General features: G+C 70.4%; 16 protein-coding genes and 2 pseudogenes. 3 read left to right on the top strand and 15 right to left on the bottom strand.

Going from position 1 to position 19,979, the window contains the following annotated elements; all coding sequences use genetic code 11:
- Positions 1-77: 77 nt before the first annotated feature.
- The 5 genes from C8E99_RS02690 to C8E99_RS02670 all read right to left on the bottom strand — a co-directional run bounded on the left by C8E99_RS02690 (position 78) and on the right by C8E99_RS02670 (position 8,595).
- Positions 78-2,375 carry a glycosyltransferase family 4 protein gene (locus C8E99_RS02690; RefSeq protein ID WP_115930999.1) on the bottom strand — a complete coding sequence of 766 codons (2,298 nt, stop codon included), beginning with the start codon at positions 2,373-2,375 and terminating at the stop codon, positions 78-80.
- A complete protein-coding gene (locus C8E99_RS02685; RefSeq protein ID WP_170144511.1) occupies positions 2,372-3,118 on the bottom strand; it encodes a hypothetical protein in 747 nt (248 codons plus the stop codon). Before C8E99_RS02685 ends, C8E99_RS02690 begins: the two co-directional genes overlap by 4 nt.
- A gap of 133 nt (positions 3,119-3,251) precedes the next feature.
- On the bottom strand, positions 3,252-5,033 hold the full coding sequence (locus tag C8E99_RS02680) for a glycosyltransferase family 4 protein (protein ID WP_115930997.1): 1,782 nt from the start codon (positions 5,031-5,033) through the stop codon (positions 3,252-3,254).
- On the bottom strand, positions 5,030-7,696 hold the full coding sequence (locus tag C8E99_RS02675) for a CgeB family protein (protein WP_147301159.1): 2,667 nt from the start codon (positions 7,694-7,696) through the stop codon (positions 5,030-5,032). Before C8E99_RS02675 ends, C8E99_RS02680 begins: the two co-directional genes overlap by 4 nt.
- Positions 7,693-8,595, bottom strand: a complete 903-nt coding sequence (locus tag C8E99_RS02670) for a hypothetical protein (protein WP_147301158.1) — start codon at positions 8,593-8,595, stop codon at positions 7,693-7,695. The genes C8E99_RS02675 and C8E99_RS02670 overlap by 4 nt, the downstream gene beginning before the upstream one ends.
- Before the next feature lie 243 nt (positions 8,596-8,838).
- Here C8E99_RS02670 and C8E99_RS02665 point away from each other — a divergent pair, with 243 nt between their 5' ends.
- Positions 8,839-10,629: a polysaccharide pyruvyl transferase family protein gene (locus C8E99_RS02665; protein ID WP_115930994.1), complete on the top strand. Its 1,791-nt coding sequence runs from the start codon at positions 8,839-8,841 to the stop codon at positions 10,627-10,629.
- Between the two features lie 76 nt (positions 10,630-10,705).
- Here the strand turns inward: C8E99_RS02665 and wecC are convergent, their stop codons facing one another.
- From wecC to C8E99_RS02645, 4 genes and pseudogenes are all read right to left on the bottom strand, one after another.
- Positions 10,706-11,965 carry a UDP-N-acetyl-D-mannosamine dehydrogenase gene (gene wecC / locus C8E99_RS02660; RefSeq protein WP_115930993.1) on the bottom strand — a complete coding sequence of 420 codons (1,260 nt, stop codon included), beginning with the start codon at positions 11,963-11,965 and terminating at the stop codon, positions 10,706-10,708.
- 108 nt (positions 11,966-12,073) lie between these two features.
- Entirely contained in the window at positions 12,074-13,309 is a 1,236-nt protein-coding gene (locus C8E99_RS02655) for a glycosyltransferase family 4 protein (RefSeq protein ID WP_115930992.1), read from the bottom strand.
- A gap of 3 nt (positions 13,310-13,312) precedes the next feature.
- Complete coding sequence (locus C8E99_RS02650) at positions 13,313-14,593, bottom strand: LCP family protein (protein WP_115930991.1); 1,281 nt, start codon at positions 14,591-14,593, stop codon at positions 13,313-13,315.
- An 86-nt stretch (positions 14,594-14,679) separates the two neighbouring features.
- A pseudogene (locus tag C8E99_RS02645) lies at positions 14,680-14,847 on the bottom strand (bifunctional DNA-formamidopyrimidine glycosylase/DNA-(apurinic or apyrimidinic site) lyase); the annotation flags it as partial.
- A gap of 16 nt (positions 14,848-14,863) precedes the next feature.
- On the opposite strand from C8E99_RS02645, the pseudogene C8E99_RS02640 reads away from it, so the two are divergent.
- Positions 14,864-15,205: pseudogene (locus C8E99_RS02640) on the top strand (GNAT family N-acetyltransferase); the annotation flags it as partial.
- Between the two features lie 36 nt (positions 15,206-15,241).
- Positions 15,242-15,826 (top strand): hypothetical protein, encoded by a 585-nt coding sequence (locus tag C8E99_RS02635; RefSeq protein WP_115930989.1) that lies wholly within the window; start codon positions 15,242-15,244, stop codon positions 15,824-15,826.
- 10 nt (positions 15,827-15,836) lie between these two features.
- Here C8E99_RS02635 and mutM read toward each other — a convergent pair whose 3' ends face one another.
- The 6 genes from mutM to coaD all read right to left on the bottom strand — a co-directional run bounded on the left by mutM (position 15,837) and on the right by coaD (position 19,976).
- Complete coding sequence (mutM, locus tag C8E99_RS02630) at positions 15,837-16,781, bottom strand: bifunctional DNA-formamidopyrimidine glycosylase/DNA-(apurinic or apyrimidinic site) lyase (protein WP_115930988.1); 945 nt, start codon at positions 16,779-16,781, stop codon at positions 15,837-15,839.
- The gene (gene rnc, locus C8E99_RS02625; RefSeq protein ID WP_425452843.1) at positions 16,774-17,571 is read right to left on the bottom strand and encodes a ribonuclease III; all 798 of its coding nucleotides are present in this window, start codon (positions 17,569-17,571) and stop codon (positions 16,774-16,776) included. The genes mutM and rnc overlap by 8 nt, the downstream gene beginning before the upstream one ends.
- Position 17,572: 1 nt before the next feature.
- Positions 17,573-17,776, bottom strand: coding sequence for a 50S ribosomal protein L32 (gene rpmF / locus C8E99_RS02620; RefSeq protein ID WP_115930987.1), 204 nt, complete (start codon positions 17,774-17,776; stop codon positions 17,573-17,575).
- A gap of 2 nt (positions 17,777-17,778) precedes the next feature.
- Positions 17,779-18,387: a YceD family protein gene (locus tag C8E99_RS02615; protein ID WP_170144510.1), complete on the bottom strand. Its 609-nt coding sequence runs from the start codon at positions 18,385-18,387 to the stop codon at positions 17,779-17,781.
- Between the two features lie 168 nt (positions 18,388-18,555).
- Entirely contained in the window at positions 18,556-19,467 is a 912-nt protein-coding gene (galU, locus tag C8E99_RS02610; protein WP_115930986.1) for a UTP--glucose-1-phosphate uridylyltransferase GalU, read from the bottom strand.
- A gap of 38 nt (positions 19,468-19,505) precedes the next feature.
- Entirely contained in the window at positions 19,506-19,976 is a 471-nt protein-coding gene (gene coaD, locus C8E99_RS02605; RefSeq protein WP_115930985.1) for a pantetheine-phosphate adenylyltransferase, read from the bottom strand.
- Positions 19,977-19,979 lie beyond the last annotated feature (3 nt).

Below are 19,979 nucleotides of genomic sequence, written 5' to 3'. Positions count from 1 at the left end.
GGGAAACCCGCCGACCGGGGAGCTTTCCCGCGCCATCCGTACCCGTCGAGACCATGATCTGCGCCACGTCTACAGGCTCACAGTCCGGAGAGGAGCACCTGCTGCCACGACGCGGTGACGGTTCTCTCATCGAACCCGGCCACCCGCTCGCGTGCCGTCCGCTGCCGGGCCGCCCGGGCGTCGTCGTCCGCGTCCGTCTCCAGGATCAGCCGCGCCGCGGCCGCCGTGTCCTGCACCACGAACTCGTCGCCGAAGATGTCACGGGCGCCGGGCCGCTCCCACAGGACCGGCAGTGCCCCGGAGGCCATGCCCTCGGCCGGCGCCAGGTGGAAGCTCTCCACGGTGCTCGGTGAGAGCACCCAGCCGATCTTGCGCAGCCATCCGGCCATGTCCGCACCGAAGGGTTCGAACGCCACGGCGTGGCGCACCGGGTCGTCACCCAGCCGGGCGAAGAGGTCCATGTAGGCCTCACGCTGGACCGGCTTACGCCATTCGTGCGGGTACTCCCACGGCATCCGTCCGCGCAGGTGCAGGGTGTACCGGGGGTCGGTGCGATGGAGCTCACGGAGCAGGTCCACGGCACGGTCCAGTCGCTTGCGCAGGGGCACCATGCCGACCAGCCCGAGTCGGTGGTGGCGCCCCGGCAGCCCCGGACGGTCCAGGTCCGCCAGGCTCACGGCATTGGGAATGACCGAGACGCGTTCAGCAGCAAGGCCCAGGTGTTCGACCACCAGGTCCCGGTAGTGCTCCGAGACCGTGACGAATCGGTCCACGGCGTCCGCGGCCAGCTCGGAGAGCCACCGGCCGCGCAGCTCAAACATGTGGAGCCGGACCACCAGTCGCTGACCTGACTTCTTGTGCTGCGCGTACCAGACGGCGTTGGGCCCGGCCCATTCGCACATCACGACGTCGGCCCAGTCCACGAGTTCCCGTGAGCTCGCCTCATCGTGGTGGTGCAGTGAGGACCAGTGGTCCAGCCGCAGGTCGACGTCCGGATGGTCGGTGAGCAGGTCCACCAGCTCGCCCGCGAACTTCAGGTCATGTCCGGCGACGACGACGCGCACCGGCCGGGAGCGCTGCGTCCGCGCCGGTCCGGGCAGCCCGATCCGGGCCAGCCACGTCTTCAGGGTGTCAGCACGCGCCGTCATCCGATAGGGCTCGGCCACGGCCAGGACGCGAGCGGACAACTCCGGCAGCCGGTCCCGGACCGCGGCGATGCGCCGAGCGATCTCCAGCGGGCCGTCCTCCGCACCGTCCACGAAGAGGGGGTAGTCGGCACCGAGCAGCTCCTCGTGGGCCGCCGTGCGGTTCACCAGGGGTGGGACGCCGAGAGCGCAACTCTCCAACACCTTGGTGGACAGTTCCAGGCTCAGGTCCAGTTCCTCGTCACGCCATCCCAGGGTGATGTCAGCCCTGGCGGCGGCTTCCAGCGCCGCGGTGCGGTCCAGCGCCCCCAGCCACGCCACGTCCGGGCGGGGCGTCGCCATGACGGCGCGCATCCGCTCCGCCCAGTCGGGGTGCTCCGGATCATGCTGGACCTTGTCCCCCACCATGGTCAGCTCGGCGGCCACTCCCCCGGCCCGCAAATACTCCACGATCACCGGCATCTGGTCCGTGCGCCAGCGGCGGGCGAACTTGCCCGTGTAGACCAGGCGCACGGGACCGCCTGGCCCCGGCGCTGCGGCGGACGCGGCAGTTGGAGCAATTGAGGCATTGGAGGCGGCCGAAGTACCAGAGGTGGTCGAGGGGCCGATGGCGTCCGGCACCATCGGCGAGAGCACCACGGTCCGGCCGGCAGCAGCCGGGACCATGGCCTCCAGCACGGCGCGGGCCTGCTCGGTCTGGGCCAGCATGAGGCGGCTGGCCGCGGCGATCTCGCCGAGCTGCTGCCATCGCTCGGCGCCGGTGTCGGTGCCGCTGTCCGCGGTGCCGTGCGGGTATCCGAACTCCGTCACGTAGGACCAGAGTCGTCCGGCGAAGGCCCCCCGACGGGCGACCTGGCGGCAGATGCGGATGCCCCGGACCATGACGACGTCATAGGGGTCCTGTCCGTCCAGCTTCTGGAGGGCCTCGGCGGCCGGTGCCGGCTCCAGGGCACGGCGTCCCTGCGGCGGATGGGCCGGCCACACGGTGACCCCGGGCATGCTGCGGAGTTCGCCGGACAACAGGGTGCGGTCCTCGACGGCCTTGAGCTGGACATCGACCTGGGCACCGGCCAGGGACCAGGTCTGGGCCATGGAGGTCAGCCAGACGGCGGAACCGTCGATGATGTTCAGGTCCACGTCTCCGTAGAGCAGCACGCGGACCTGCCGCTGTGGCGGCAGGGTTCCGGACGGGTTCGCCGGCTCGCGGCCGGCGGTCTCGATGCCGTTCATCCGCGGGCCTCCTGGGATCCGTTGGTCAGGGGGTTCAGGTCCCGCAGCAGGTCCACCACCCCGGTGGGGGCGTCGCCCGGATCCTCGGTGATGTGGTGCTGCGGGCCTGCCGCACCGGGGCGGACGGTCAGGACGCCCTCGTCCCGCCGCAGGGCCACGGCGCCGAGCCGGAACCGGTCCGGGCCGCGATCCACGAGCCAGACGCTGACGCCCTGGGCGCGGGCGTGGGCCAGGGCATCCTGCAGCTCCTGGTACAGGGCCACTCCTTCGGCATCCAATGCGCCGGCCCAGGCCCCGGCCACCCCGGCCACGTCGATCACGGCCACTTCGCTGACGTCGATGGTCGCCCGTGCCGTCCCCGGCAGCAGGGAGTGGGTCTCATGGCCCGCGGACTCCAGCCGTGCCACAAGGTCGGCAGCGGCGAGGACGGCGATGCGGCGGCCGCCCCCTGCCGGACGCGGTGCCCGACCACCCAGCAGCGCACGGTTCAGCCGCTGGGCGGACTCGGGGTCCCGCGCGGTGACGGCGGCAGCCCTGCCGGTGGCCACGGTGGCCAGGGCTGCGGTGGGGCCCCGGCCGGGAGCCAGTCCGAGCGGATCACCGGCGGGCGCGGCTCCCCGGGGTGCACGGGCGGGGGCGCCGCGGCCCACGGCCCGGCGGACGCGCCGGGACAGCGCGTCCGGGAGGTAGCCGTCCACCGTGCGGAGGGTGCCTTTCAGCGCCCGGCGAAGGGGGGTCTTCACACGGGCCGGGAGGGCTCGACGTGCTCTGCTGTAAACGCTCATGTCCTGCTTTCATACACCGTGTGTGGTCGGCCGGGCGCACACAGGGGGCCGCGGGCACCGGCCCTGCGGCGGACACCGGCCAGGGTCCAGCCTACGCGGGAGCGACCCCGAGTCCGCGGTACATCGTCAGGTAGCGCTCGGCATTGCCGCTCCATGTTCGCGTCTGGAGCGCCCACCGTCGCCCGGCCTGTCCGAGGTGCAGAGCGTGCCCGGGATCCTCGAGCAGGCCCTGGAGGGCGGCGGTCAGCGAGTCGAGGTCCTCGGGCCGGAACAGCACGCCGGTCACGCCGTCCTGGACGAGCTCAGCCAGCGCGGGCAGGTCCGAGGCCACCACGGGGCGGCCCACGGCCGAGGCCTCCACGGATTTCATGGGCGTGACTGTCCGGGTGACGGACAGGTCCTTGCGGGGCACGACGAACACGTCCAGCGCGGCGTGGTTCATCAACGCCTCGGCGCGCGGAACCCGCCCGGGGAAGTCACACCGGTCCTCGATGCCCAGCTCCCGGGCGAGCACCTTCAGTCCAGGTAGGGAGACCCCGTCCCCGGCGATCCGCAGCCGGAGGCCGGGGTGCCGGGGTGCGAGGGCCGCCGTCGCCCGCACCAACAGGTCCAGTCCCTCGTAGTCCACGATGCTGGAGACCGTGCCGATGATGGTGTGCCCGGCCTCCAGACCGAGGGCCGCCCGCGCCTCGTCCCGGGCGGGCGGCTCCTGCAGGAACTGGTCTCCCACGGCATTCGGGCAGATGATGATCCGCTCCGGGTCGACTCCGGCCGCCACCAGGGCGGAACGCATGCCCTCGCCGAGGGTGACCACCCGGTCCGCGCTGCGGGCCACTTCTGCCTCCCGTGCCACGAACTCCCGGTAGCGCTGGGAGGACCGTGCGTCCTCCCCCCGGGTGGCGGCCCAGGTGTCCGCCAGCTGGCCCCGGACCTCGTAGACCCACGGGATTCCGGTCGCCTCGGCGACCGCCCTGGTCACCAATCCGTTCGTGAAGTGCGTGGTGGTGTGCAGGAGGGAGGGACGGTGGCGGCGCACGTGGTCCTCCAGGAGCTCCGCATGCTGGCCCAGTCGGTCCTGCAGTCCCTGATCCATCCGGAATGGCAGCAGCCGGGCATAGTTCACCGTCTCCACGGTGTCCAGGGCGGCGGCCCAGGGCACGCCCACCTGGACGGGGTAGCCGGGGCGGGTCACGGCCGAGACCTCAAGACCGGCCCGCTGCAGCGAGCGGAGGATCGAATGGCTGCGTTGTGCGTAGCCACTGGAGGTGTGCGGCAGGGAGTTGGTCAGGATGTGGAGCACCCGGCCGGCGACCGGATCGATCGGCCCGAGTCCAGAGGGCCGGGGTCCGTGGCCGGTGAACCCGGACAGCTCCCCGGCGGCCCGCTTCGCCAACGACCGGTTGCGCGGATGCTGGGCGGCCATCGCGGCCGCACCCTCCAGGTCTCCACGATAGGCGGCCACCCGTGAGGCGGCTGCGAACCACGCGGCCCGGCGTTCTGCAGGATCCACCTTCTCCAGCAGTGCCTCCGCCCTAGCCTCGTCCGCCAGGCCGAGGGCGGCGTCCGCCCGGTAGGGAACCGTGCGGGCCGACGCCCCGCGGCGGGGTCGCTCCAGTGCCCGCCAGGCCGCGGAGCGGTCTCCGCGCATCTCGTGGCCGATGGCCTCCAGGACGTCCGCGCCCAGGCGCCCCGAGGCAATGAATCCCGAGGCCAGCGGCCGGGACGCGGCCGCGGGCAGGCGGCGGGACACCTGCAGAGCCAGCAGGACGGGATCGTCGACGATGTGTTCACGCACCGTCTGGGCAGTCAGGGCCAGGTTCCGCAGCCATGGGGTCTTCCCGGCGCGCGGGGCAGAGGTCTCTGAACGGGTCACGGGTGTCGCCTTTCCGGGGGTCCGGGATGGTGCTGAAGTCGAGGTGGTCCGGCTGGGGACACCGGCCGCGGTAACAGGTGGATGGCCAGGCCCGGGGCGCTGGTCGCGGACGCCAGCCACGTCCCACGGTGGACCCCCATCCGCAGGCGCACCCGGGTCATCCGATGCAGCCGATGGGCCGGGTCTCCGAGCAGTTCCACGGATACCGGCTCCCGCGCGGGGTCCGGCGCTCCCGTGGCGATGAGGTCCACGGCCTGCGTGGATCCCGCCGGGAACCGCGTCTCGGCCAGCACCCGATCCCCCTGCAGGACGCGCATCCCGCGGACCAGGTCCGCCCCGGTGTACGAGAGTCCCAGGGCCACGTACTCCCCGGCGGCCCACTCGAACGCGGCCGGCTCCACAGGGTAGCGGTGGTCCAGGAGCACCATCCTGTCCGCGCCGGCGGTCAGGGGTGACGGCAGGTCTGCCGGATCCCCCGGGCTCCCCGGATTCCCCAGGACCCCCAGATCTGCTGAGCCGTTGACTCGTCCGATCGCCCGGTGGGCATCGGCCCGGCGGAACCAGTCGTCGAGTTGCCGGCGCGCGTCCAGCAGCCGGCCGCGGCCTTCCGCATCGGCCACCTTCGACGACTCGGCCACCCCAGCCACCCGGGACGCCCCGGACAGACGATCCAGCTTCAGGGCCGCTTCCTCCGCGGAGCCGATCTTCAGCAGCCAGTCGCTCCACACGTCGTCGAACCGATTGGCCGGGTGCCGGGACGTCAGGACCATGGGCCCGGCGCACACCGCGTACGGGGTTACGGGAGCGTGCGACCGCTGCCGGCCCGATCCGGCTGGCTGGAGGTAGACCGCCGTGCCGGACAGCGCCCCGACGAGCTCGTCCGGGCCGGCATCCTTGAGGTCACCGGCAGCCACGTCACGGGTAGCCAGATCTCGGGTGGTCAGGTCGCGCGCTGGACCAGTGAACACGTGCCCGAGGGAGTCGGCCACCGGATCGGCGGAGGCCCCCGCTCCGGTCCCGGCTTCGGAGCCGTCGTCGGAGCGGATTACGGTGAGTCCGGTCCAGGCGTCGCTGCTGTCATGGGGCTGAGCAGTCCGTCGTTGCACCGCCGCCAGGAAAGCGGATTCCACCACGGCCGGCGTGTGCAGGGCATTCTTCGCCGGCCCGAGCAGGTTCACCCGGTCCGCCGGGGCTGGCCCGATGCGGACCACGAGGTCGTAACGCGCGGCGTCCGAGGGGCTGAAGGTCTCCTCCGAGAGCAGGCACACCGTGGACAGGCCCGCGTCCCGGGCGGCGTCCGCCTCCCGCGCCGAGAGCCGGAGGCCGTCGGCGAGCACCAGATAGCGGACCGGTCCTCCTTCGAGGGAGGCCAGCAGCGATCGGAGCCCGTCGTCGTCGTTGTCCTCGGGAATCCACACCGCCGCCAACCGGCCCCAGTCCTCCAGTTCCCGCCGGATGACGTCGGTGGCATCGAAGCGCCGTGGCGGGTAGCGGTACGCCAGGAGCACATCGCCGGCCCGCTCCGCAGCGAGCGGGGTGTCCCGGGTGTCCGGGGCGTCTCTGATCTCAGCGGTGACGGGGGCGACGGGGGCGACTGAGCCGTCCGGGACGGTGCGGCCGTCGAACTGCAGGAACCAGACCGTCCGCTCGGCCGCATCCAGCGAGCGCCAGCTGTCGTCCTGCAGCAGCGCCTCGAGGGCCTGGACGCGGGCCGCGGCGCTGAAGGAATGGTCGAAGCGGTCGAGGGTCCGGGCCGCCAGCGCGGACAGGCCGCCGGAGTCCAGCATGTCGGTGATCCACCGATCGGCCTCCTCGATGCTCCCGCAGACCTCCATCTCCGGGAACGCCGGGCTGCGGGGCGAACCCGGCACGACGCTGACCACGGGCAGCCCCATGGCGGCGTACTGGACCACCCGGCTGGGGAGGTCGAAATGGCCGAGATCCTCCAGGCCAGGGAACCAGGTGGGCTGCCCGCGGTAGGCGCTGAAGAACTGCGGGATGTTGAGCGCGACCCGAGCCCGGCCGCCGGCCTCGGCCACCTCGGCGTCGGAATCCAGGAACCCGCCGCCCATCCCGGCGGGGTCTGCCTCCATCCGGCCGTACACCCTCACGGAGTGGCCCATGGCGGCGAGCTGTTCGTACCGTGCCCGCCGTACCGGACCGACCATGTTCCCCAGGAACATCACGGTCGACTCGGGCTCGTGCCGCCCGTACACGGCCGGAAACGCCGCGTGGTCCGTCCAGAAGGGAAAGTTCACCCCGGTCGGCCGCCCGAACCGCTGTTCGTAGAACCGCAGGACTGACTCGTTTCCGCAGTGCAGGATGAGGTCGTAGAGGTCGATGACCGGTCCGTAGGAGTCCTTGAAGAGCACCGGATCGTCGGACAGCCAGGCGGCCACGACGGCACCGGTCCCGCGCAGGGCCTGCAGGACGGGATAGGGGGCCGAGGCCGGGCGAAACACGAGCACCAGGTCCGGCCGGAAGTCTGTGATGAGGTCCAGGTGGGAGGCGATGGAGGGCAGCAGCTCGTCCGTGTCCCGGAACAGGTACCCGGAGCCGAAGCGGCCCGTGTTGTAGACCTCGTGGCCACGGGACCGCAGCGCGCGTTCCAGGGAGGAGGCGACGTGTGTCTCCTGGATGCCGTCGTACAGCACCACCCTCATGCCCGGTCCTCCGCGGACCGAACAGTGGCGGGTTCTGTGGCGGGTTCAGCGCCGGGTCCGCTATCGGGCTCGATCCCCCGGTCGAAGCGCACGGTGTCCGGGGTCTCGACCACCGGCAGGAGGACTCCCCCCATGGCCCGGGCCACGGCGGCGGCGTCCAGGGAGAGCCGCGCCGGCACGCGGCTGAAGCCGAGCACCGGGATGTCGGACCGGAGCCACCGGGCGAAGCCGGACCACGCGTCTCGGTCTCGGTCCGTCTGAGCGATCGCGAAGCGGTCGAGGTCGATGAGGAGGGCACCCACGGCGTGGGCCGGCGTCGTGGGCAGGCCGGTGGCCGCTCCGGGCCTGTCTCCGAATCGTTCTCCGGCGGTGCTTTCTCCGTCGATGCCCCCGGTCATCGGGTCCAGCACCTCGAAGACTGCCCCGGTCCGGTCCGCGGCCAGGATGGCGGACGCATCGTGTCCGTCCACCACCAGGCACGCCACGCCCTCGCGCCGGCGGTCTCCGAGCACCTGCCAGGCCCGGAGGCCGGCACGGTCGTGGAGCGCCGCCACGTCCGCGGCCAGGGTCCGGATGTCGTCCCGCATCCCATCGAGAGGGGCCGCCAGATCCTGCACGGACACCATCTGCTCGGACGCCACCTGAGCGGGGCTGCCCTGCCGGGCGCGGTCGGCGGCCAACTGCTGACGGCGGGAACGCTCCAGGTTGCCGGCCAGCGTCCTCAGGTCACGTTGGGTGGAGCGGAGGCCCGCCACCAGGTACGCGGCGACGCCCAGTAGTCCGGTGGCCAGCAGGGCCGGCGCCCACCGGTCCAGGCCCCAGGCGAACAGGGGCACGCACGCGGCGATCAGGACCAGACCCGACACCGCCGCAGCACCCAGGAGACGGCTCATCCTCATGGTGCGGGCAGACCTTCCGTTCTGGCGTTCCGGTGCGCCCTCCGTCAGGAGTCGACGGAGTCTGGCCGACGTTCCGGTCCGGACCCCGGACCGGTCAGGGCAGGGCTTCACGGCGACTATACCGTTTCCGGTCCGCCAGCCCCGTGCTCCCGGGGGTGCGCGGCCCGCCCTGCTAGGTTGAACGGTGGCCGGGCCCCGGGCACGGGCCCCGTGGGCGGCGAGCAGGAGAAGCGAGGACACCAGGTGAGTCACGAGTCGGCCCCGAGCCATCCGAACCAGGAGGCCTCCCGGCACCGCGTGGTGCTGGTCCGCCGCCGCGGTTCGCGCCACCAGACCCGGGACGCCGGCATCCTCCGGGCCCTCCACCTGCTGGGTCATACCGTCTTCGACCTCGATCTCCGACTGCACCCGGCCTGCCTGGTCCCGGAGCCCGGAACCGCGGACCAGTGCTTCGACCACGATCCCGTGGAGGCGGTCTTCCGGCGCCAGGCACCGGACATCGTCCTGATGGCCGACGACGGCCTGGTCCCCTCGGAGTCGACGTCCGCCTTCTTCGCGCAGCACGGAATCGTGGCCGTCGCCCTGAGCGACGACGTCCCGGGCGATGCCGCTGAGCACGGCCTTGAGGCACTCTTCGGAGACCTCCGGTCGGCCGGGCTCGTGCGGCCGGGGGAGACGCCCCTGCCGCGCACCGTCCTGTTCTCGGGCTACTACGGTGCAGGCAACCGCGGGGATGAGCTGCTCCTGGACACCTTGGTGTCCCATCTGCAGGACACGCTGCCCGGGTTCCAGCCGGTCGTCGCCGGTTCGAAGCCCGCGGTCGTGGAGCGCGAGCACGGGGTCCAGTCCCTGGCCCGCGCCGACCTCGAGGCCGGTGAGGAGTATGCCGAGCGGGCCTCCTCCCTGGTCCTGGGCCCAGGAGGCCACTGGCACGACTACTCCATCAAGCTGGCGGGCGGGGCGGCCGGCATTTTCCGTGGCGCCCACGTCTCCCCCGCACACATGGCCCAGTTGCCCCTGCTCGTCAGCGCCTACGGCGGCGCGGTCCACGTGCGCGGCATGGGGGTCGGCCCGTTGACGGACCCCGCGGCACGCGCCGCCGTCAACCTGACGGGCCGCCTGGCCCGCACCATCACGGTTCGCGACCATGAGTCTGCAGGACTCCTGGAACCGATGTCCGAGGCCTGGCCGGCCGCCGTCGAGGTCTCTCCGGACGTCGTCTACGGGTTGGCCCTGCCCTCCCCGGGCACCGGGACGGTGCCGGAGTCCCTGCCGGACCGGTACCTCGCCGTGAATCTCCGGCCCTGGTCCGACCACCCGGACCGGCGCCGTGAACTGCACAAGATCCTGCTCGACACCGCACGGGACCACGGTCTCGCGATCGTGGGCGTCCCGATGCAGTCCACCGACGAGGCCGCCCTGCGAGATCTGGCGGCGACAGCCGAGGCGTCAGGATCCGGGGTCGCTGTCACGGTGGTACCCGCGGGGATCGACCTGCCGGGGTTCCTGGAGGTCCTGCGCGGTGCCGAGGCACTGGTCGCCATGCGGTTGCATGCCAATCTGCTGATGCACCGGTTGCGCCGCCCCACCGTGGGTCTCGTCTACGACCCCAAGGTCGGCTCCCACTTCGCCGAATTGGGCCGGTCGGAATGGGCGCTGGATCTCGCGGTCGCCGGAGCCGACCTGCGGGATGCGCTCGACCGCCTGTTGCGGGACGGGGAGCTGCCCCCGGCGACCCACGCGCTCGTGGACGGGCTGGAGGAGCGCGCCCGCGGGGAGCTGGACCGGCTCACCGAGACGCTGGCGTCCGATCCACTGCGGATTCCGGATCCAGCCTGGGTCCGGTACCCGGCGCCCGCCGCGAAGAAGCCCCCACAGAAGTCACCAGCGGCACCGGCCGCAACCACAACCCCAACCCCCGCGACGAAAGCCCCCGCGACGTCAGAGACCACGGCTGCGTCCCGACCGCTTCAGCCGGTGTGGCGGCGGGCGGCCCGCCGGATCTACCGCGGAGTGCGGCGCCGGCTGCGCTGACGCTCCCCTCGGGACGGTCCGGACCGGAAAACCTTGGACCGGACCGTGGACCAGACCGACTCGGACCGGACGGAGCTCAGAGGACGCGGGCCTCGCGCCACTGGCCCCGGGTGTCCACCACGTGCTTGCCCGCGGCCAGCGGCTTGAGGTCGGCGAACGCGGCGTGGTCCACCAGCAGCACCACGATGTCGGCACGTTCGATCGCGGCCTCCGGATCCACCAATTCCACGTTGTCCCGGCCGGCCAGGGAGGCCGGCAGCTCGTCCACGTGCGGTTCCACGGCCAGGATCGTGCTGCCGGTGAACTGCTCGGCCATGGCCACGGCGATGTTCAGGGCCGGGGACTCCCGCAGATCATCGATGTTCGGCTTGAACGCCAGGCCCAGGGCCGCGACCACCGGAGCCCGTCTGGTCGCCTGCTGCACGTCGAACGCCTTGACCTTGACCTGGTCGATGACCCACTCGGGCTTGGAATCGTTGACCTCACGGGCGCTGCGGATGATCCGCGCAGCACTCGGGGCAGCGTCCACGATGAACCACGGGTCCACGGCGATGCAGTGCCCGCCCACACCCGGGCCAGGCTGCAGGATGTTGACCCGCGGGTGGTGGTTGGCCAACTCGATCAGCTCCCAGACATCGATGTCCAGGTCCCGGCTGATCATCGACAACTCGTTGGCGAAGGCGATGTTCACATCCCGGAAGGAGTTCTCCACGAGCTTGGCCATCTCGGCTGTCCGCAGGTTCGTCAACAGGATCTCTCCGCGGCAGAACGTCTCATACAGGCCCTTCGCGGTCTCGGCGGCGGCCTTGCTGGACCCGCCCACGATGCGGTCGTTGGTGACCAGCTCGGTCATGACCTTGCCCGGCAGTACCCGCTCCGGGCAGTGAGCGAACATCAAGGTCCCGGCCTCGCCCAGGTCCGGACGCGCCTCGTGGATGACCTCGGCCAGGCGCTCGGTCGCCCCGGGCGGCGAGGTCGACTCGAGGATGACCAGTTCGCCACCGCGCAACTGCGGGGCAAGGTTCCGCCCGGCGGCCTCGATGTAGGACAGGTCCGGGGACTTGTCCGCGTGGAAGGGAGTGGGCACCGCCACGATGTAGGCGTCCGCGGCCGGGGTCTGGGTCGAGGCGGACAGCAACCCCTCGGCGACCGCCTTCTGCACGAACCGGTCCAGGTCCGGCTCCACGAACGGGACTGATCCCGCATTGACCGCATCGACCGTGTGCTGGTTCACGTCCACCCCATGGACACGGAGCCCGCTCCCCGCGAGGATGGCCGCCGTCGGCAATCCGATGTAGCCCAGGCCGATCACGGCAACGCTGGAAATCTCAGTCATGGAGTACGTCCTTCAATCGATGGAGCCCTTCAGGCGGTCGTCCCGGACACGATGGGCGAGGAAACGGCGACCGTCGGTGTTCGGGTCCACGACCGCGGGCAAATCCGGTCAGTGGCGATTATAGGCCGTGGCCCGTGGGCCACGGCGCAGCACGGTCTCTCGGGCAAGTCCGACGAAGCGCCGGCCGAGCTCGGGCAGGTCGGCGTGGCGATGCACCCAGTCCCGGCCCCGGCCGTCCACCTTCGTGCTCTCCGGGCGGGCGGCGAGGTGCCGCCAGTGTGCCGCCAGGGAGGCGGCATCGGCTGGCACGATGCTGGCCGCGCCGGACTCCACCAGCACGCGGGCGGCCTCGCCCGTGACCACCCCGGTGACGTGCCGGCCCACGGCCAGCAGCTCATACGTCTTGGACGGAATGGTCCAGTCGAAACTCGGCCAGTCCGGGCGCAGGCTCACCAGGCAGGTGTCCGCCCAGGCGTATTGGGCGCGCAAACCGGCTCCGTGCACCGCGTCCATCATGGTGACCGGGGCGCCGAGGGACTCATTCAGGACAGACAGGGCATCGCGCTGGGTGCCCGATCCGACGAAGCGCACGGCGATCCGCTCCGGCCCCTCCCGCACCAGGGCAGCCGCCTGGATCACGGTCTCCAGTCCCTGGCTCTCTCCGTGGTTGCCGAGGTAGAGCACGTTGAGTTCTCCGGGCTCGCGATCCCGCGCCGGAACAGGTTCGATGCGGCTCAACGGGACGCCGTTCCCGACCATCTCCACCCTGCGGATGCCGCGTTCGGAGAGTCGTTCGGCGAATCCCTGCGTCACCGTCACCACGAGGTCGGCCGAACGCTGGGTCCCGGTGACCAGGTACTCCATCAACCGGCTCAGTAACCCGGTGGAGACCCCCGAGTCCCGGGCCAGGTCCGGCCATGCGTCGCGCATCTCCACGATCAACGGGGTCCGGCGGAGCTTGGACAGGGTCCAGCCGGCGACGACGGTCGGCAGAGCCGGCACGGTGACGACCAGGACATCGGGCCGTTCGGCGCGCAACGCCACCGGAATAGCCGCCAGTGCATGGACGACATGGCCGAGGAACCGGCCGTCACGCGTGGCACCGAGGGCAGGGACAGTCCAGGTCCGCCAGACGCGTTCCCCGTGGGTGCCCCGACGGCCGTCGGCACCGGCCGACGCCTCGGACCCTTGTCCCCCACCGGGGACGTGACCCGGATCGGCTTGCGGGACGACGACGTCGACATCCCAGCCGGCGTCGCGGAACGCCTCGACGAAGGCGGCCCACCGCCGCTGGGGCGGGGTCCGTTCGGGCAGGTAGGAATGCGTGATCAGCTGGACGCGCATGGGTCAGGCCCCGGCGCAGACAGCGGCAGGTTCGGTCGCCTCACCGGAGGCACCGCCGGAGCCACTGGCACTGCCGCTGGCCGAGTTGCTGGCGTCCGTCCCACCGTCCGTGGCAGAGGGTTCTCCGGAGGCGGAGGATGCGCTGGAGTCGGATGGCTCGCCGGAAGCATCGGCGCTGGCATCCGGGGTGGCCCCGCCATCAGTGGCCGCGTCAGTGGCCCCGGCCGTGGCGTCGTCCCCGGCCGCTCCCTCAGTGTCGTCATCGCCCGAGAGATAACTGTCGAGGTCATCGGTCTGCAACGCCTGGCGCAACTCTTCGACGCCGGATTCGTCCTGGAGCACGATCGAGGCCCCACCGGGGCCCTCGGCCGGATCGCCGTGGGGAACCGTGAAGGTCTCGATGTCATTGCTGCGAATGCCGTTGAGCTGGAGACCGTAACCGGCGATCGTCGCCGCGTCCAACCCGTCGTCCACTGTGATGAAGGGGACGATGCTGTTGACAACGCCCATCAACTTCTGAGGATTGGCCAGCGTGTCCACCGTGAGGATCTGGTCCACCATCGCCGAGACGAAGCGCTGTTGGTTGGCCACCCGCTCGAAGTCACCGCCCGCGAAGGCCTTGCGTTCCCGGACGAAGCGCAGGGCGTCAGAGCCCTGAAGCAGGATCTCGCCCTGGGGGAAGAAGGACGGGTTGACCTGTCCCGAGGAGAAGGAATGCGGGTTGCAGACCTGGACGCCGCCGAGCGCACTGGTCAGCCCGTTGAAGCCCTCGAAGTCGATCACCGCCAGGTGATCGATGTTCACGCCCAGCAGGTTCTCCACCGTCGCGGTCACCAACGGGTAGCCGCCGAGCCCCAGCGCGGCGTTGACCTTGCGTTCGCCGTGGCCGGGGATCTCCACCCACAGGTCACGCACGACCGACATGACGTAGACGTTCTGGCGGTCCTCGGGGATGTGCACGAGCATCAGGGTGTCCGAGCGCTCGCCCTCCTCGCCCTTGTTCTCGGCGGTGTCCATGCCCTCACCGCGGGAGTCCGATCCCATGACCAGGACGTTCAGGGCGCCGTCCGTGGTGGCCTCGGAGGTGGCGATTCCGGCGTCCACCGTCTGGCGCTTGTCGTTGAAGGTCGAGGCGATGGAACCCACATAGATGCCGACGAACACGAGCACGACCACCAGCAGTGCGGCGACCACGATGAAGGCGTTGCGGACGGTGTGGCGCCGCCGCCGCGCCCGGCCGCTCGAGCGGCGTGGCAGATAGTCGTTGTTCTCAGTGTGAGACAAAAGGGGTTCCCATCGACACGTCAAAGTTCCAGATCATCTTAGACCGCCACGGCGCGGCGGCCGGTCCTGCCGTGCCGTGCCGGACGCTACCAGCGGGCCCGCCGCGGCACCGGTTGGCACCGCGGGCAGTAGGCCGAGGACCGGTTCATGAACCGGTCCTTGACGATCAGGCTCTGATGCCCCTCGGCCGCACAGCGCGCGCAGGGTCGGCCTGCCTGGCCGTAGACGTTGAGGGAGCGGTCGAAGTAGCCCGATCGCTATCGCGAAGACGGCTTCGGCCTGTGGGCTGTGGTGCTGCGCGAGACCGGCGAGATGATCGGCCAGTGCGGGCTGACCATGCAGCACATCCTGGGTGAGGACGTCGTCGAGGTCGGCTACCTGTTCCACCGGGAGTTCTGGCACCGGGGCCACGCGATCGAGGCGGCCGCCGCGTGTCGTGATCACGCGTTCGACGTGCTCGGCGTCGATCGCGTGTATGCGCAGATCCGCGACACGAACATCGCGTCGATGAACGTCGCCATCCGCCTCGGCATGACCGTGCGGGGTCGCTTCATCAAGCACTACCGCGGAGTGGAGATGCCGCACCTGGCGTTCGCCGTCGACCGCGGGTGAAGATGCCGTCGCAGGGCCGCGTGGTACGATCGCGACATGTTCATCCGCCGCCTCCAGGCTCTGTGCCTGGTCATCGGGCCGACGCTGTTCGCGCTCTCGCCGATGTTCTGGATCGACGGTCGCTACGGCATCGTCGGCGGGATGCTGATCGCCGTCGCGATGGTGCCCTGGGTATTCGGCCTGCTCGGCGAGTACGACCGGCTGCATCCGCACCTGCCCGTGGTCTCGGGTCTGTGGATGCTGTTGGTGTTGATCGGCATGTTCGGAAGCATCGCGCTCGGCCTGCAGGGCTTCTTCGAGGGCGTGCTCGGAACGACCGACGGCGCGTCGCCGGCCACGTTCACCGGATATCCCACGGCCGGTGCGCTCGTACTGCTGCTCGCCGGCCCGATGTTCCCCGCCGCCCTGGTTGTGCTCAGCATCTTCCACTGGCGCACTCGTCTGGCACCGCGGTGGGTGGCGAGCCTGCTCGCGCTCGCCGCTGCGATGTTCCCGGTCGCCCGCGTTGCTCGGATCGACACACTCGCCGTGATCGCGGACCTGCTCATGCTCGGCACGTTCTGCGTGATCGCCTGGCGTGCATGGCACGCGGATCGTGCACCCGTCATATCGCCGAGCTGATTCAGCGGGCTCAGCGCCGCCGCTGGCAGCGCGGGCAGTAGTGGCTGGAGCGGTTCATGAACGCCTCGCGCCGAAGCTCGCCGTCGCAGCGCGGACACGGCTCTCCCCCGCGACCATAGGCGTTCAGGGAGTGCGCGAAATAACCCGATTCTCCGTTGACGTTGACGTAGAGGGAGTCGAAGCTCGTGCCGCCCTGGGCGAGGGCCTGCACCATCACCGCGTGCACCGCCGCCAGCAGGCGTCCCGATTCACTGCGGTTCAGGGTCTCGGTCGGCCGCGCATAGTGCAGACGCGCCTGCCACAGGGCCTCGTCCGCGTAGATGTTGCCGATACCGGAGATGAGTCCCTGGTCCAGCAGCGCTCGCTTGAGTCCGGTCTTGCGGCGGCGGAACCGTTGGTACACCGCGTCCGGATCGAAGTGGGGGTCCAGGGGGTCGCGGGCGATATGGGCCACCGAGGCGGGCACCAGCTGGTCCGGACGGTCCGACGCCGACACCAGGGCTTCTATGAACAGTCCGCCGAAGATCCGCTGGTCCACGAAGCGCAGTTCCAACGCGGTGCCATTCCCTTCCCGGGCGCGATTTCCGCTCTCCTCGCTCGCCTCGCCCTCGCCCTCGCCCTCGCCCTCGCCCTCGAGCAGGATCCGGATGCGCAGGTGCTTCGGGTCCGGGTCCCCCGGAGAGTTCACGAGGAGCTGGCCGCTCATGCCCAGATGTGCCACGAGCGCCCGGTCGGGCGGCGAGCCGGCAGCAGCCAGGGGAACCCACAGGTATTTGCCGCGCCGCTCGGGGGCCGCCAGGCGGAGTCCGGGAAGCTGGGATTCGAAGGCGACCGCGCCGCCGTCGTGCCGGCGGGTGGACCGCGGTTCCACCACCTCGACTCCCGAGACCGGCCGTCCGGCGGCCCAGGTCTCGAGCCCCCGGCGGACAACCTCCACCTCGGGCAGTTCAGGCACCGGTGGCTGCCTCGGTACCGGCGGCGGCCCCCTGGGCAGCGGCCGAGACCCGGTCCCAGGAATGGGCAGCGGCCTGGCGTTCGGCCTCCTTCTTGGAGGGGCCCGTGCCGGTGGCGTAGGGCGTGCCGCCCACCAGGAGGGTGGCCGTGAATACCTTGTCATGGTCGGGGCCGGCGGATTCCATCCGGTATTCGATGGCGCCGAGTCCGCCGTTCGCGGCAGCCTCCTGGATATACGTCTTCCAATCGGTGCCGGCCCCCATGGCGAGCTTGTCCGCGAGCAGCGGGATGATGAGCCGGTGCACGAGGTCATGGGCAGCCGGCAGGCCCTGGTCCATATAGGTGGCGCCGATGAGCGCTTCCATGGTGTCGGCGAGGATGGAATCCTTGTCCGCGCCGCGCGTCCGCCGTTCGCCCTCCCCGAGCAGCACGGCGGGACCGACGCCGATGGTGCGGGCCACGGAGGCCAGGGCACGGGTGGAGACGACGGCGGCACGCATCTTCGCCAGGTCCCCCTCGGGGAGGTCTGGATACGTGCGATAGAGGTGGTCGGTGACCACGACGCCGAGCACCGAGTCGCCGAGGAACTCGAGGCGCTCATTGGTGGGCAGCCCGCCCTGCTCATAGGAGTAAGAGCGGTGCGTCAGGGCAAGCACAAGCGTCTCGGGGTCGATGGTGACCCCGAGACGCTTGAGCAGGTCTTCAGTTATCGGCTGGTCCAACTGGACCGGCCGGCGCCGCCCGGACTGTTGTCCGGACGACTGGACCGACTTCCGTGGCGCCATGGGCACCTCAGGCGTCGGCGACCTTGCGGCCCTTGTATTCCATGAACAACGGCGTACCGGCAGAATCGGTCACGACCTGGGCCTGGTGCGGCAGGCGGTAGGTGACGCGGCCGTTTTCCACGGACTTCACCAGCGGGGGCACGGTGGCCTTCCACTGGGAGCGGCGGGCACGGGTGTTGGAACGGGACATCTTCCGCTTCGGAACTGCCACGGCTATCTCTCTTCTGTCTCGTCGGATGAGGTCTTCATCTCCGGGCCGGCGGTGCCGGACTCGGAGGTCTTCGTCAGTTCGGCCAAGGCCGCCCAGCGTGGATCCAGCTGTTCGTGGACATGATCGTCCGGTGCGTCCTCCAGTCGGATGCCGCATTCGGAGCACAGGCCCTGACATCCCGGCCGGCAGACCGGCTGGAAGGGCAAGGCCGTGACCACGGCGTCCCGGACGACTGGCTCCAGATCCACCGTCTCGTGGACCACCAGGCGCTCTTCGTCGCTCCCACCCTCCGGGGCGGACGCGAGGAACAGCTCCTGCAGGTCAACGGTGATCCCGTCCTGGATCGGGTCCAGGCAACGACTGCACTCTCCCACCAGGTCGGCGTGAGCCTCACCGGTGACCAGAATGCCTTCATGGACCGACTCCAGACGCAGGTCGACGTCCACGGCTGAACCAGCCGGGATGCCGATGAGCGGAGTGGACAGTGCCTCGGGGGCTGGCCACTGCTCCTCCAGGGTCCTCATGGACCCCGGACTGCGCACCAGGTCCTTGACGGAGACCACCCACCTACCAGCTGCACCGGCTACGGTCGGGGACGATGACGCGGACATCAGCATTCCTTCTTCAGCGGGCGGTGGTGGCGGTACGGATTCCTGCGCATGGCTTCCACCGTACGCTGGGATCCAGGCAGGGCAGAACCCTCAGGACCGACTCACCAGTCTAGCCGCTCCGCTCCGCCGTTCCAAATGACCCGCCGGGCGAAGCAGAGGCCGTGACGCTCAGAGCCCCGCGGCGAACTCCTTGAGCCAGGGGCGCAGTGCCGGGCCCAGGTCCTCACGGGCGCTGGCCAGTTCGATCACGGCCTTCAGGTAGCTCAGCTTGTCACCGGTGTCATAGCGCTTGCCGCTGAACACCACGGCGTGCACACCGAAACCCTCCCCCTGCCCCTCGGCCAAGACCTGCAGGGCGTCGGTCAGCTGGATCTCATTGCCGCGGCCGGGCTCGGTGCGCTCGAGGATGTCGAAGACCGCCGGGTCCAGGACATAGCGGCCGATCACAGCCAGAGTGGACGGAGCCTCCTCCACCGAGGGCTTCTCCACGAGCCCGGTGACACGCACCACGTCCTCTGGTCCCCCGGCCACCGGGGAGACCTCGGCTACCCCGTAGGCGGAGATGTTCTCGCGGGGGACCTCCATGAGCGCGATGACCGAGCCGCCCTTCTCCTGCTGGACGTCGATCATGCGCTCCAGCAGGTCCTCCTTCTCATCGATCAGGTCGTCGCCCAGCAGCACGGCGAACGGCTCGCAGCCCACGTGCTGCTTGGCGCACCACACCGCGTGGCCCAGGCCCTTGGCGTCGTTCTGACGCACGTAGTGGATGTTGCCGAGGTTGGTGGCCTCCTGGATCTTGCCGAGTTTGCCGAAGTCCCCCTTGAGCTCCAGGCTGCGCTCCAGAGCGGGAACCCTGTCGAAGTGGTCCTCCAGGGCACGCTTGCTGCGGCCGGTGATCATCAACAGGTCCTTCAGCCCGGCGGCCTTGGCCTCGGCCACCACATACTGGATGGCCGGCTTGTCCACCACCGGGAGCATCTCCTTGGGCATGGCCTTGGTGGCCGGCAGGAATCGGGTCCCCAGTCCGGCGGCGGGGATGATGGCCTTCTTGGTGCGAGGATTCCGCGAGCGCTCAGTCATGGCTGCAGGATAACCTGTTCCTGCTGGTCAGGGTCTACTCACGACTCGTTCAGCCGCCGCATGACCGCCCGCGGCACGAACTCGGAGACGTCCCCTCCGAGCTGGCTCACTTCCTTGATGAGCGTGGAGGATAGGTGCGCGTAGCGGCTGTCGGTGGGCAGGAACACGGTCTCCACGCCGGTCAGGTGTCGGTTCATCGCCGCCATCGGCATCTCGTACTCCAGATCGGCGGTGTTGCGCAGCCCCTTGATGATGGCATTGGCACCGGCCTTGCGGCAGAACTCGGCAAGCAGCCCCTCGCCCATAGGCACAACGGAGATCCCCTGGAGTGAGGAGACGGTCTCCCGGATCATCTCGATCCTGGTGTCCACGTCGAACCGGTACTTCTTCGCGTAATTCGTGGAGACCGCCACGATGACGTCATCGAAGAGGTTGGTGGCCCGTGCGATCACCTCCACGTGGCCGTGGTGCAGGGGGTCAAAGGATCCGGGGCAGACGGCTCGACGCATGCA

The organism is Citricoccus muralis (assembly GCF_003386075.1).
GTDB lineage: Bacteria > Actinomycetota > Actinomycetes > Actinomycetales > Micrococcaceae > Citricoccus > Citricoccus muralis.
Note: the sequence above shows the minus strand (reverse complement) of the source record. Positions and strands in the feature narration are given on the sequence as shown.

What these genes read in the sequence shown, in the direction of transcription:
- C8E99_RS02690 (WP_115930999.1), bottom strand. Translation starts at nt 2,375, where the DNA reads ATGAACGGCATCGAGACCGCCGGCCGCGAGCCGGCGAACCCGTCCGGA.
- C8E99_RS02675 (WP_147301159.1), bottom strand. Translation starts at nt 7,696, where the DNA reads ATGAGGGTGGTGCTGTACGACGGCATCCAGGAGACACACGTCGCCTCC.
- C8E99_RS02670 (WP_147301158.1), bottom strand. Translation starts at nt 8,595, where the DNA reads ATGAGGATGAGCCGTCTCCTGGGTGCTGCGGCGGTGTCGGGTCTGGTC.
- wecC (WP_115930993.1), bottom strand. Translation starts at nt 11,965, where the DNA reads ATGACTGAGATTTCCAGCGTTGCCGTGATCGGCCTGGGCTACATCGGA.
- C8E99_RS02655 (WP_115930992.1), bottom strand. Translation starts at nt 13,309, where the DNA reads ATGCGCGTCCAGCTGATCACGCATTCCTACCTGCCCGAACGGACCCCG.
- C8E99_RS02635 (WP_115930989.1), top strand. Translation starts at nt 15,242, where the DNA reads ATGTTCATCCGCCGCCTCCAGGCTCTGTGCCTGGTCATCGGGCCGACG.
- C8E99_RS02615 (WP_170144510.1), bottom strand. Translation starts at nt 18,387, where the DNA reads ATGTCCGCGTCATCGTCCCCGACCGTAGCCGGTGCAGCTGGTAGGTGG.
- galU (WP_115930986.1), bottom strand. Translation starts at nt 19,467, where the DNA reads ATGACTGAGCGCTCGCGGAATCCTCGCACCAAGAAGGCCATCATCCCC.
- coaD (WP_115930985.1), bottom strand. Translation starts at nt 19,976, where the DNA reads ATGCGTCGAGCCGTCTGCCCCGGATCCTTTGACCCCCTGCACCACGGC.